The organism is Vibrio sp. Y176 (genome assembly GCF_033438945.1).
The window spans coordinates 20911-34402 of the sequence record NZ_JAWOQS010000005.1 but is presented as its reverse complement, the minus strand read 5'-3'; the positions used below and the strand labels follow the sequence as shown (position 1 = coordinate 34402).

Genomic DNA, 13492 nt, shown 5'->3' with positions numbered 1-13492 from the left:
TTGTTTTTTAAAAATTAGTGAATAGTCGTAAAAAAGTGTGTAATATTCATGCACCTTAACTGTTCTCCCAACTCAAAAAACTATAAATATGAAATTATCATTAAAACAAAAGCTTATAGGCGCAAGCCTTTCTGCTGTTGTTGTGATGGCAACAGCACTTACTTGGTTGTCGGCTGGTCAATTATTTGATCAGACTCGTTCAGGTGTCTATTCACGTGCGCAAAGTCTTAGTACTACTGCGTCAGAGGGAATTTCTGATTGGGTCAATATCCGTAAAGATATTGCCACTGCGTTCAATGATTACTCGACCGAGCAAGACGTTGTTCCTTTCCTACAACAAGCTCGCAAGGCTGGTGGCTTCGATGACATCTTCCTTGGTACACCAAACGGTGATATGTACCGCTCTCATCCGGAGCGTAACCGTGCTGATTACGACCCTCGCACACGTCCTTGGTACAAGGATGCTGATGCAGCGGGTAAGCAAATCATCACCGCCGCATATCAAGACGCAATCACGAATGCACTACTTGTGACCATTGCTGAGCCAGTAATGAAAAATGGTCAGTTTGTTGGTGTTGTTGGTGCGGACGTACTGATCGATCAGCTTATCAGCGATGTGATTAACTTAGATGCAGGTGAAAACGCGCATGCGATGCTAATCGACATGAATGAAGGCACCTTCTTAGCGCATCCAGATAAAAGCTTGACGCTTAAGCCTATCACCAGTGTTCTAAAAGATTTTTCAGAAGAGGCAATTGAGCGCGCCGCCGATGAAGGTCGTATCGAAGATACGGTAATCAAAGGAAAAGAGAAGCTTTACTACTTCAATAAAGTTCCTGGTACGCATTGGATGTTTGCGATTGAAATGGATCGCGCAACAGAAGAAGCTGGTCATGCGGTATTACTACGAGATCTATTGTTTACTGCTGTGGCGATCACGATTGTAGTTATTCTTGCAGTTTCTTGGCTAGTTGGTTTCTTGTTCCGTGACTTGAACCGCGTATCAAATGCACTGGAAGAAATTGCATCTGGCGAAGGTGACTTAACGCAACGCCTAGAACCACGCAGTGATGATGAAGTAGGTAAACTGGCGGAAAACTTCAACCGTTTTGTTGGCAACATGCACACAATGGTTACTAAGCTTAGCCACGTATCTTCTGCGCTTTCAGAGCAAGCACGCACGACAGCACAGCAAGCTGAGGAGCGTAGTCAGCGTATCTCTTACCAGCAAGATGAAATCAACATGGTGGCGACGGCTGTGAACGAAATGGCAGCAGCGACACAAGAAATTGCAGGTAATGCTGATAGTACGGCAAGTAACTCAGAAGAAGCGGTTCAAGCTTGTTCACACGGTTCAAGCCAAGTAACTCAAACGCAAGGCTCTATTCAGAACTTAGCGCAAGAAGTTCAAGTTGCTACTGATGTGATTCAAGAGCTAGAAGCACACGGAAATAGCATCAATACGATTCTATCAACGATTCAAGGCATTGCAGAGCAAACGAACCTACTTGCACTTAACGCGGCGATCGAAGCGGCACGTGCAGGTGAGCAAGGCCGTGGTTTTGCTGTGGTTGCAGATGAAGTCCGCGTATTGAGCCAACGTACTCATGCTTCAACGCAAGAGATTCAAGAAACTATCGAGATGCTACAAGGCACAACAGCCAAAGCGGTCGGTATTATGGGTGACAGTCGTCGTCTAGCTGATACCAGTGTTGATGATGCCAATGCGGCTGCAGCGAGCTTGACGCAAATCCACACTGCTGTTGAGCGTATCAGTGATATGGCAACGCAGATTGCTTCAGCAGCAGAAGAGCAAGCATCGGTAACCACTGAGATCACTCGTAACACTGAAGGTATTCGTGACGTGTCTAACGAGTTGTCAGTCGAAGCTCATCAAGCAGCAGAACAAGCTGCTCACCTGTCTGAGCTATCACACGAACTTGAACAAGAGATTCAACGCTTTAAGCTGTAATCTTGTCTCAAGCTAAGCAAAAAAAAGGAGCCATCTGGCTCCTTTTTTGATCGCTATTAAGCGTGAAGTATATTACAGCCAGAACTCACTGATGGGTTGCTCTTCACTGTAATGATGGGCGATTTGCGCTTGCAGTAGCTCTGCGGTAGCAATTGCATCGGTTAATGCATGGTGAGGCGTATAGTCTGGCAGCCCATAACGGCGTCGAGATTGCGCTAGCCGAACCGATTCTGGTTTTTTCCCTTTTAAACGCTCCCAGAGAGAGCCTGAACGTTTCTGTTGAATCGTTTCTTCAAGGTGCAGCGTATCTAAAACAGGAAACTCGATACCTTCCCCTAAACGGCTTTTGAGCGCTTTATCCAGAAACTCTCTCTCGATACGACGGTAATGAACAACAATGATTTTCCCGCTTAAGCATGGTAGCAGCTCGCTTAAGATATCGCCTAAGTCAGGCGCATCGATCAATTCGCTGTGAGTAATACCGTGTATAATGACTGAATCTTCATCGAGTGCACGCTGTGGACGTACCTTCCAATGACGCGAGTTACGTAGGAAAATTCGCTTCAGGTTAAACGGCACCAAACCAATAGTAATGATGTCATGTTTTTCAGGATTCAAACCCGTCGTTTCGAAATCTAACGCCACGAACTCTACCTCAGATAACGGTGTTTCTGGAGCAGGCGGCTTGTTGCTATAAAACGCAATTAAATTCTCATCTTTCGCCATCTCCAGCTTTTGTTCAAACTTCGTTGGCCACTGAATGGTTGGCTTCTGAAAGAGCTTTTTAATCATGCTAAACCTCACTTAAAGCTCTTGTTCGCTTGGTAGCGGAACTTAAGGAAATTTTGACCATTGCTTAGGATCTGGAATGCATCCTTTAGGTTGCGACGTTCAAACTCAGAGAGGTTTTCCGGTTCGATATTGTTATCAGGCTCAATGCCTAGTTCCACATCCGTCGCTTGGTGACGAATACGTACCATGGAAATAAATTCTAACGCGTCTTTTAAGTCTTGTGCTCGACCTTTTGGCAAAATGCCAGCATCAATAATGTCGTCAAGACGCTCAAACGAGTTCTGTGCACGTGAACCAACCGCCAGAGAGTGAACGCGAATTAAGTCGACCAGAGGAGCAGTACCGCGACGTTTGAGGTTGATGGAGTTGTTGTGTCTGCCATCTTTTTCCATCACGAAGTCTTTAAAGAAGCCCAGAGGTGGTGTTCTGTTTAGTGCGTTACGAGCCAAACACGCTAAGAAGCGGTTGTTCTTTCGAGCGCGACGAACAATAAAGCTAGTTAACTGTTCTGCCCATTTTAAGCGGCCATAGACGCCATCCAAGTCGAAAAAGATGGAGGCGTTGAGTAGTGCTTTCGGGTTCGGGTTATCAATCCAGTCAGCAAAACACTCTTCCCACTCTGAACGAGTCATGCGCCATAGTGGGTTGGTTGCCATAATATCGCCTGTGCAATATTTGTAGCCACAGGCATCTAACCCATCGCTGACGTATTTTGCTAGGGCTTCGAAGTATTTACCATGTTTCTCTTCTTGATAGGTCTCATCTAGAATGATGGCGTTATCTTGGTCAGTCACCAACAGTTGCTCATCTCGTCCCATTGAGCCAAGTGCAAGGAAACAATAAGGAATTGGCGGTGGGCCAAGCTCTTCTTCTGCCATTTCTAGCAGACGCTGTTTGAAGCTTCGGCCAATGACCGACATCGCGCTACCCACCATGTGAGAGTTGGCATCTTCATTGACCAGACGCACGAAGCTGCTTTTCACTTCTTCGGCAACAACGGCTAAATCTTCGATAGTCTGTTGTTGGAAAATACTACTCACCAACAACAACGAATTCTGAGATTCATAACGAACAATGTCGGTTGTTTCGATAATACCGATTGGTAATTGGTTTTTTACCACTGGTAGGTGATGTACGTTGTAACGCAGCATCGTTAACATTGCTTCATAGATGTAAGCGTTGTGGTCAAGAGACATGACCTCCGTGGTCATCACACTGGACACATCGTCCTGTGGGGACAAACCTTCAGCTAACACACGGGTACACAAGTCACGGTCAGTAATGATACCAAGTACTGGGGACTGTGGATCGTCTTCGTCACGAACGAAATCTGGGTCGACGATAAGTAAAGCCGATACGTTGTCATTCGCCATTTGCTGCGCGGCTTGCTGGATTGTCTGACCACGATCAATCGTATGAGCATCGCCAGTCAGCAAGGTTTTCACTTTCGACGTCGTCAGGTCATTGGCGTCTTTGTTTTCTGAAATGGCTTGGCGTAAACGAGCGCTATTTTCAACTTCAACAAAATCCGCAAAGGAATCAAAGTTATCGTAAATTTCTTGGAAAATGTCACCAGGAATACAGTAGAGCAGGGTATCCTCAATGGCTTTTACCGGAAAGCGGACTTTGTTATTGGTGAGCATGCCCATCTGGCCAAATAGGTCACCTTCGTCAAGGCGATTATACAGCTCACCTTTGCGTCGATAAACTTCAACAACACCGCTTCGCACCACGTATAAATCTTGGATATAGTCTCCAAAATGGATGATGGGGGTATCTTCTCGGTAGTACGAGATTTCGACACTCTCTGTCACCTTGTTTAGTGTTTCTTCAGGGAGTTCATTGAACGGGGGATACTTGGCGAGAAAGTTGTAAATCTCGAGAAGTTCTGCATCCATCAAAGGCGCCTTTTAGTTCGCAAATAATAAAGTAATCTTAACTTAGTTTTAAAACAGAGTCTTATCTGAACCGCGATTTTCGTGCTCAGTCATAAGATTCTGACATATCGCACGATAAGGGAGCTTCATTTTTACTACTATATGGTCACCTCAATTGAAAAAGACGTCGTCGATATGTTTTCTTCGTGATGACTGATTAGATCTTTTGCTGTTTCAGATCGTTATCACGTCTTGAGATTAAGCTATTCTTCTTGAGCCAAGTAGCTCAGGCGATGGAATACAGTGTTTAGATAATTCTCATGAAAGGAAGTCGAATGGTGAGAAATTTATTGCTTGTTTCTTTAGCTGCTTTGCCGGCGATATCAAGCGCAGCGGTCATGGACCAAGCAGAAAAATTTGGGTACGAACACATTCATTTGGATGTTGGTGCCGGAACGACAAACGAAGAATGGTTAGATAACTCTAATGCGACCACAGTTGGACTCGGTGGTAACTATTTGTTTACTGAGAACTGGTTGTTTAATGTTGATTACTCAGCGCAGTTTTTCCATCCGGATGATTTTACTCTTCGCATTGACCGCCTTTTGTTTGGTGGTGGTTACCGTTATGGAGTTACAGAGCAATTCGATATCTACGGGATATATGGAATAGGCGCAATCAAAGCGAAAGCGACGGACGACAAAACGGATAATACGTTGTCTTCCGATAGCGAATTGATTCAAGCTGTAACTGTTGGGGTGAATTACTTGCTCAGTGAAAAGCTTATTGCGACAGCTGAAGTGGAGTTGAATCGTAGTGATATAGTTGATGAGAACAATTTTAAGATCGGTTTTAACTACCAATGGCATAAAGTCATCGGCACTGGTCTTTTTTATCAGTTTAGAGATACTGATTACAGCGGTGAAAGCTCAGATTACGTCAATGAAGTTGGGCTGAGTTTGAAGTTTGTCTACTAGATCGGACGGGTTCGTTTTTGGCGTTAAGTTAAAACAAAAAAGGTCAGCTTATGCTGACCTTTCCTTTTAATAAAGTATGCGACAGTCGATTATAAAACCGCTGCAATGCCTTTACACAGAGGGCCCATATTTGACTTCGTCATACCAGCAACACTGATTCGGCCAGAACCGACAATGTAAATACCGAACTCTTCTTTAAGGCGGTTAACTTGCTCTTTAGAAAGACCAGAGAAAGAGAACATACCATTTTGACGTTCGATGAAACTAAAGTCTGCGTCCACACCCTCTGCTTTTAGTGTCGCTACAAACAGTTCACGCATTTCTTGAATACGGTCACGCATTTCTGCTACTTCAGCTTCCCATTCCGCACGCATTTCGGCGTTGCCAAGAATGTGAGTCACGACAGCGCTGCCGTGTGCAGGTGGGTTAGAGTAGATAGAGCGAATAATGGCTTTAACTTGAGAAAATGCGGTTGTTGCGACTTCTTCTGACTCAGCTACTAACGTGAAGGCACCTACGCGTTCATTGTATAGGCCAAAGTTTTTCGAGAAAGAGCTCGCGACTAGGATTTCTTTGTTGTATTTAGCAAAAGTACGAAGACCTGCAGCATCTTCTTCCACACCTTTAGCAAAGCCTTGGTAGGCGAAGTCGAACAGAGGAAGCAATTTCTTCTCTGCGACAAGTTTCGCCAATGTTTCCCATTCTTCAGCCGTAGGATCGATCCCTGTAGGGTTGTGACAGCAGCCGTGTAGAAGCACGATGTCGCCTTCAGATGCAGATTGCAGATCATTTAGCATCGCATCGAAGTCTTTGTCTTTTGTTTCAGCATTGTAGTAGCTGTATTGTGCCGTTTCGATACCAGCAGCAGTAAATACGCCGTTGTGGTTCGCCCATGTTGGGTTGCTGATCCAGATCTTTACATCGCCTAGTTGACGTTTAATAAACTCGCCGGCAACACGTAGTGCACCAGTACCACCCGGAGCTTGAGCTGTTTTAGCGCGTTTTTCGTTTACAATTTCTGCATCAGAGCCGAAAAGCAGTTTTTGCACTGCAATGCCGTACTCTGCTGTGCCTTCGATGGTTAGGTAAGATTTGGTTTTTTCAGTTTCAACAAGTGCTGCTTCAGCTTTCTTTACTGTCGCAAGAACGGGAGTTTCGCCTTGCTCGTTTTTGTAAATACCTACGCCAAGGTTAATTTTGTCTGCGCGAGCATCTTTTTTAAACTCTTCAGTAAGGCCAAGAATAGGGTCAGCCGGAGCGGCAACTACTTTTTCAAACATAATCTTCATCCATGTTAATCGAAGGGGTGTGCTAACATTTATACCTTTCAGCAATATTGGTTACAACCGTTACTGAAAAGAAAACCTAAAAAAGTTGCGATTTGAAACAGAATTCTAACATAACTAAAGCTTTTGCCATGAAAACGTTTGGTAGGCACAGAGTTTGAAGGGCATTTATGCCATGGTTGGAGAAGTTTTGCACACATCCCAATCGCTTCAATTCAGTGCTTTGCGTTAACGCGTTTATAGTTGTCTAGTGAGGATTTGTTGAGACAAAAACGCCCCACCAAAGGTGGAGCGTTTACTGTTAGAAGTATGGATATCGGTTGGGGTTATTTCTTCAGATTGATTTCCGACTCAACCGCATTGGTTTCGATGTCAGGGTTAGAAGAAAGTTTTTCAGTCGCCCAGTCGTTCATATGCTTTAAGATCGCTTTTAATGCGTGCTTTTCGGTTGGTACTTCTGTCTTTTCAACTTCAAGTTTTTGCTTCGGATGCGTACCCGTCGCATCTTCCGCAACGTGTAGCCAATCTGGGTGCCAGTAATAAGGTTGGCCGGAAGGAGAGCTCCAAGAATGTACGCCGTTGGATTCACCTTTGTATTTAATATCTTCTTCGTTGTATTTCGCCATTATTGTTTTCTCTCATAATCCATGAGTTGAGGTGTGCATCACCATTACTGTTTAAATGTAACAGATGTAATGAAAATTAATGTGATAACAATCGACTTATTTTGCCCTTTGAACGCTATAGAAGATGCGTACTTCTCATTCAGAAGAATTTACTATTTGGTAGGTTTTAGCTTTATTTGTGTTTAAAGCATACAACGATGGATTCGCCTACCTAATGCTATTCTTAAACGGTAATAGAGCCTAAACTACTCGTCATTCAAGTGTTTGAGAATCGCCGCTTTTGCATGCTCTTCTGTCGCTGTTTCTCCATCAGGGACTTCAAGGTCAGCCTTTTTGTGTTCACCCAAAGCATCTTCAGCGATATGCAGCCAATCAGGATGCCAATAATAAGGGGTGGTACTGCCAGGATGGTCCCAACTATGTACACCTTTATGTTTTCCGCGATACGAGAGATCGTCCATTGTAAAAACTTTCATCGCTTCCTCCTGATTTAAAGACAGTAGTTCGAAGTGAGTTTAACGCACTCAGTCCAACGTAAAACCTTGGCTTTTAGGTATTGCAAAGATGTGAGGCAATATGTGTGTAACGGTCAAAGTATGGGATATAAACGCTCACTTCGTGGCTGAAATATCTATTATAAGATTGATAAATTACGTTGCTAAATTGAATACTCCCATATCAGAATGCTGGCGCGAAGTATGCTATGGTGCGGCTGTAAGTGAAATGAGGGAAACATGAACCGATACCGTCAACTGGCTGAGCTGTTCAAAACGCAGATTCAGCAAAATACTTGGAGAGCAGGGGAAAAGCTGCCATCAGTGCGTGTAACAAGCCGAAACCATTCTGTCAGCGCAGGTACGGTATTACAAGCTTATCAGCTGCTCGAAGCACAAGGTTGGGTCGCAGCGAAACCTCAGTCTGGATACTTTGTTACTGCGGAGTTGGACCGCTTCGAACCGAGTTCTCCAGCCACTTCCGTTTATCGCTCCAGCATCAACGATGAACTTTACGACTACCTCAAAAATCAGGCCTCACCGAATGCGGTGAAGTTTGGCTCCGCGTTTCCAGACCCTGCATTGTTCCCATTAGAAGCGCTAAACCGCAACCTAGCCAGCTCAGGCAGGAAGATGGGGGCAGAGACGTTATTGGATAACTTGCCGCCGGGCTGTGAGTCTCTACGCCGTTTGATTGCTCAACGGTACATCCAACAAGGTATGGTGTTTACCCATGATGATATTGTCGTTACTTCTGGCGCATTAGAAGCGTTGAATTTGAGCCTTCAGGCCGTGACCCAGCCTGGAGATACTGTTGTAGTTGAATCACCGACGTTTTATGGCGCACTTCAAGCGATTGAACGTTTAGGTCTAAAGGCGATAGAAATAACGGTGGATCCGTTAACTGGACATTCAGTGGATCAAATTGAAGCGACTTTTGCCGGCAATGATGTTCGCGCATGTTGGTTAATGACTAACTTTCACAATCCAACAGGAACCTTATTAAGTGACGGGCAGAAGCAACGTATCGTCGAACTGGCTGACAAATACGATGTGTACTTGATCGAAGATGATGTGTATTCAGAGCTTTATTTTTCTGAAAAAAAGCCAAGCTCACTTAAAGCTTTTGATACACAAGAGCGCGTGTTGCATTGTGGATCATTTTCAAAAAGCCTTTGCCCTGGCTATAGGCTGGGCTGGGTGGTAAACAAACGCTTCAATGAGCAACTTCAAAAGCTGCAACTTATCTCGACGTTGTCAGGCAGTGCACCAATCCAGCAGGGTATCGCGCATTACTTGCAAAACGATAGTTATGATAGCCATCTTAGAAAACTGCGAAAGAATCTTGAGCAGCGGCAATTGGCGTTTATTGAACTGGTTGATAAGTACTTTCCCCAATCGATTCGTTACACGCAACCGGAAGGCGGCTATTTTCTTTGGATAGAACTGCCGAAAACAAAGTGCGGAAAAGCGATTTATCAAAAGTTATTGGAAGCGAACATCACTGTAGCATTTGGTCAGTTGTTTTCTGTCGCTCCAAATTATGAGAGCTACCTGAGGCTTAATACATCGTTACCTGTAAATGATGAATTAGAACAAGCCGTGAAGACGGTCGGAGAATTACTTCATTAGCCAACTGTTTACCTGTTTTTTGCTCAAACTGTATCAGTGGACGATACCGAAGCTGTGTTTCAATCATGGGCAGACAACCATTTAGGTTAGGAGCCGTAATGAAAAAGCAGTTGGTAAAGCATGAACTTAGGTTGATGGGTGTTGCTATTTTTAGCGCATTTTTGTTGGTGTTTGCACACTTGATATTGGCGAAATCTTTTTCTCATATGGTTTGGACGGAATACACTGCTGCCGTTATCCCATTTGTGATGTTTGGCTTGTGTGTGGTTGGAGTAAAATACGCAGCGCGAGCAGATGAGGATGACGACGAAAATAACAACTAGAGTGCATACACTGGTTGCTAGAAAATCATTCGTACAAATAAAAGACCTCCACATGGGAGGTCTTTTTAATTCGATATCACTAAAAAGTGATTAGAAGTTCGCAGAGCGAGGGGTACGTGGGAATGGGATCACGTCACGAACGTTGCCCATACCAGTTACGTAAGATACTAGGCGCTCGAAGCCTAGACCGAAGCCTGCGTGTGGCACTGTACCGTATTTACGTAGGTCGCGGTACCAGCTCATATGTTCAGGATCGATACCCACTTCACGCATACGTGCATCTAGAATGTCTAGGCGCTCTTCACGCTGAGAACCACCGATGATTTCGCCGATGCCCGGTGCTAGAACGTCCATCGCTGCAACTGTTTTACCGTCATCGTTAGCACGCATGTAGAATGCTTTAATGTCTTTCGGGTAGTTCTTAACGATTACAGGTGCTTTGAAGTGTTCTTCAGCAAGGAAACGCTCGTGCTCAGAAGACATATCGATACCCCATTCAACTGGGAATTCGAACTCACGACCTGAATCAAGAAGGATCTGGATTGCGTCAGTGTAGTCAACTTGCGCGAAGTCAGAAGAAACGAACTGCTCTAGACGAGTGATTGCTTCTTTGTCGATGCGTTGAGCGAAGAACTCAAGGTCATCGCGACACTCTGCAAGCACTGCTTTAAACACGTACTTGAGCATGTCTTCAGCCAGTTTCGCTACATCATCCAGTTCTGCGAACGCAACTTCAGGCTCAACCATCCAGAATTCTGCTAGGTGGCGGCTTGTGTTTGAGTTTTCAGCACGGAAAGTAGGGCCGAAAGTGTAAACTTTGCTTAGCGCACAAGCGTAAGCTTCTGCGTTTAGCTGACCAGATACGGTTAGGAACGTCTCTTTACCGAAGAAGTCTTCGTTGTAGTCCACTTTACCAGCGTCAGTGCGAGGAAGGTTTTCCATGTCTAGCGTAGATACACGGAACATTTCACCAGCGCCTTCAGCATCTGAAGCCGTGATCAACGGCGCAGATACCCAGAAGTAACCTTGCTCGTGGTAGAAGCGGTGGATTGCTTGAGATAGGCAGTTACGTACACGTGCTACTGCACCGATTACGTTTGTGCGCGGACGTAGGTGCGCAACTTCACGTAGGTACTCGATAGAGTGACGAGTTTTTGCCATTGGGTAAGTTTCAGCATCTTCAACCCAACCAACCACTTTAACGTCAGTGGCAGCAAGTTCGAAGTCTTGACCCTTTGCAGGAGATTCAACAATCTTACCAGTTACTTCAACAGAGCAGCCAGTCGTTAGCTTTAATACTTCGTCTTCGTAATTATTAAGATTATTTGGGACCACGGCCTGAATCGGGTCGAAACAAGAGCCGTCATATATGGCAAGGAAAGAGATTCCAGCTTTGGAATCACGACGTGAACGGATCCAGCCACGAACAGTCACTTCGCTGTCTACTGCTAGCTGACCTTTCAATACGTCTGATACAGGCGCGTAAGTCATGTTTTCAATATTCTCCATTGAGGTAAAAATTCAACTCAACGCTTACTTAAAGTACTTGTCTGATAACATTTTTGTTCAAAAAACAAGCTAAGCGCTGAGTTGGGTAGCATTTTACAGATTCAACGAGACATATTACCTGTCAATTCGCTCGCATCAACCTTTATATTCGTTTTGATGGGGAGAATCTCTCTATTTATTCACTCTTTTGTGCTCTGAAAGTGTGAATTGGTTTAGTAATTGCTCTAAACGTTCGGATAGATGCTCTAAATCAACACTAATATCACGCGTGTGCGATGCTGATTGCGATGTGTTGTTAGCATGCAGTGTAATCACATCTATTTTAGATTGAATATGCTGACTTACATCAGATGTGGTTTGCGTCTGGTTTTGGATATCTTCTGCATGTTTGAGAACTTGGCGCATCTCGTCAACAACGTTATGCATTGTGGCTGATAGTGCCTCGACATCGACAGAGCGTTGATGAGCAAACTGGCAGACGGTATCAACAGAAGTTAATGACTCTTCACTTCCTTGCTGGAATTGAGAAATGATATGTTCAATATTACCAGTGGCTTCAGCCGTCCTAGAAGCCAGGTTACGCACTTCTTCCGCGACGACCGCAAAACCGCGTCCTTGCTCTCCGGCACGGGCGGCTTCAATAGCAGCATTCAACGCGAGCAGATTGGTTTGTTCTGCAATACCCTTAATAACCACAAGAATGGACGACACTTCTTCGGTTCTTTGGTTTAGAGAGCTGATTTTTTCCCGTACAGTATCAATGTTACTCACTAGTTGTTTGATGTCTTCACTTACATTGTGTGCTTGGCTTGCACTATGAGTGGCGACATCAACGGTGTGATTGACCAAAACAGTAGCGTTGTTAGTCGAGTCCTCAACCGCAGTTTGTTGCTGCAACATATCGGTGATATTACTTTGTACTTCGTTGGTCTCTAGCTGTTGGTTATTGGCCGCTTTATCTGTGGACTGCGCGACAGCAGTTAGTTTGCTCGCGGAGTCGGCAAGTGAGTGAGAGGTGTCTTGCACACGTTCTAAGCTTTCGGAGACCGTATCCATGAATGAATTGATTGCAGTAGAAAGTTGGCCCACTTCATCCTGTTGGTGATGCATAAGTCGTTGAGATAGATCTTTGCTATGGCTCACATTCGACATGAATTTCGACGTTCTTTGAATTGGTCGTACAATGATTTTCTGAATCAAACTCATCGTTATGATGAAGCCCACAAATGCGATTACGGCCATTATTCCCATCGCAAACATTGCCTGTTTACTGATCATTGAATTGACATGATTCATGTTGTATTCCAAGCGAATCGCGCCCAACACTTCTCCTGCTGGTGCAACGTGGCAAGAAACGCAGTTGGTGCCACGGTAATTTTCGCTCGATTTCATTGGTAGTGCGACTACTAACCCTTTGCCCCAATCGGCTGAGATTGGTTCAATCACCAGTTCACCATTCAACGCTCGTTGATCAATATCATCGACAGGCTGCTGGTTTTGTTGCCCAGGTCCGTAAAGTTTGGTCACAGTATCAGCTCGCAACACGCGAACTGCTTCAATGCCTTCTTGGGCCAGGGCCTTTTGACGTAAGGTTTCTTTTTGCGACATGGTGCCCGTAAGCATCATCATATTTAGGCTATCGAAATAATTACTAGCCTTATCATGGAGTTGTTCACTAAGAACATCATTGATTAAGGTTTTTTGTTGATGGTATTGGTAAGCCGTAGAGGCAGCTAGAACGCAGCTGAAGACAGCAATTAACGCCAGTAAGAGCTTAAAAGTGATAGTTGAGCGCATAAATTTATAAGTGTAATTGGAACGAACTGCACAATATTAATGTGCACAAATGCGCACTGCGAACAACGAAATGAATGATTGTGACCCCACACATGTTGGGGATATGTAATTGTGATGTGAGTGCTGTGTAATCAAATGTTTGGCGCGTGACAGAAATACGGCGCTTTGGTGTGAGTGATAGCAAAGAGGCCAGGAACCAGCGGAAGT

11 protein-coding genes are annotated in these 13492 nt (G+C 44.6%); 4 read left to right on the top strand and 7 right to left on the bottom strand.

Translation table 11 applies throughout. From position 1 onward, the window contains the following. Window positions 1–88 precede the first annotated feature (88 nt). A complete protein-coding gene (locus R7O13_RS13795; RefSeq protein ID WP_005376880.1) occupies window positions 89–1972 on the top strand; it encodes a methyl-accepting chemotaxis protein in 1884 nt (627 codons plus the stop codon). A 72-nt stretch (window positions 1973–2044) separates the two neighbouring features. On the opposite strand, the gene R7O13_RS13790 is transcribed toward R7O13_RS13795, so the two are convergent. Together R7O13_RS13790 and R7O13_RS13785 are read right to left on the bottom strand one after the other, a co-directional pair. Next, entirely contained in the window at window positions 2045–2764 is a 720-nt protein-coding gene (locus tag R7O13_RS13790; RefSeq protein WP_005376881.1) for a 3'-5' exonuclease, read from the bottom strand. Window positions 2765–2772: 8 nt separating this feature from the next. Further along, complete coding sequence (locus R7O13_RS13785) at window positions 2773–4662, bottom strand: DUF294 nucleotidyltransferase-like domain-containing protein (RefSeq protein WP_033905640.1); 1890 nt, start codon at window positions 4660–4662, stop codon at window positions 2773–2775. 314 nt (window positions 4663–4976) lie between these two features. On the opposite strand from R7O13_RS13785, the gene R7O13_RS13780 reads away from it, so the two are divergent. Beyond that, the gene (locus R7O13_RS13780; protein ID WP_025767291.1) at window positions 4977–5618 is read left to right on the top strand and encodes an outer membrane beta-barrel protein; all 642 of its coding nucleotides are present in this window, start codon (window positions 4977–4979) and stop codon (window positions 5616–5618) included. An 89-nt stretch (window positions 5619–5707) separates the two neighbouring features. Here the strand turns inward: R7O13_RS13780 and R7O13_RS13775 are convergent, their stop codons facing one another. The 3 genes from R7O13_RS13775 to R7O13_RS13765 all read right to left on the bottom strand — a co-directional run bounded on the left by R7O13_RS13775 (window position 5708) and on the right by R7O13_RS13765 (window position 8006). Continuing rightward, window positions 5708–6898: an amino acid aminotransferase gene (locus R7O13_RS13775; protein ID WP_017636105.1), complete on the bottom strand. Its 1191-nt coding sequence runs from the start codon at window positions 6896–6898 to the stop codon at window positions 5708–5710. Between the two features lie 332 nt (window positions 6899–7230). Then, entirely contained in the window at window positions 7231–7530 is a 300-nt protein-coding gene (locus R7O13_RS13770; protein WP_005376885.1) for a hypothetical protein, read from the bottom strand. A gap of 245 nt (window positions 7531–7775) precedes the next feature. Continuing rightward, window positions 7776–8006: a hypothetical protein gene (locus tag R7O13_RS13765; protein ID WP_017636104.1), complete on the bottom strand. Its 231-nt coding sequence runs from the start codon at window positions 8004–8006 to the stop codon at window positions 7776–7778. Between the two features lie 258 nt (window positions 8007–8264). Here R7O13_RS13765 and R7O13_RS13760 point away from each other — a divergent pair, with 258 nt between their 5' ends. Together R7O13_RS13760 and R7O13_RS13755 are read left to right on the top strand one after the other, a co-directional pair. After that, window positions 8265–9656 carry a PLP-dependent aminotransferase family protein gene (locus R7O13_RS13760; RefSeq protein WP_262597377.1) on the top strand — a complete coding sequence of 464 codons (1392 nt, stop codon included), beginning with the start codon at window positions 8265–8267 and terminating at the stop codon, window positions 9654–9656. 98 nt (window positions 9657–9754) lie between these two features. After that, a complete protein-coding gene (locus R7O13_RS13755; RefSeq protein ID WP_017636102.1) occupies window positions 9755–9979 on the top strand; it encodes a hypothetical protein in 225 nt (74 codons plus the stop codon). A 90-nt stretch (window positions 9980–10069) separates the two neighbouring features. On the opposite strand, the gene asnS is transcribed toward R7O13_RS13755, so the two are convergent. Together asnS and R7O13_RS13745 are read right to left on the bottom strand one after the other, a co-directional pair. Next, window positions 10070–11470, bottom strand: a complete 1401-nt coding sequence (gene asnS / locus R7O13_RS13750) for an asparagine--tRNA ligase (protein WP_017636101.1) — start codon at window positions 11468–11470, stop codon at window positions 10070–10072. Window positions 11471–11659: 189 nt separating this feature from the next. Next, complete coding sequence (locus R7O13_RS13745; RefSeq protein ID WP_318304063.1) at window positions 11660–13285, bottom strand: methyl-accepting chemotaxis protein; 1626 nt, start codon at window positions 13283–13285, stop codon at window positions 11660–11662. Between the last annotated feature and the right edge of the window lie 207 nt (window positions 13286–13492).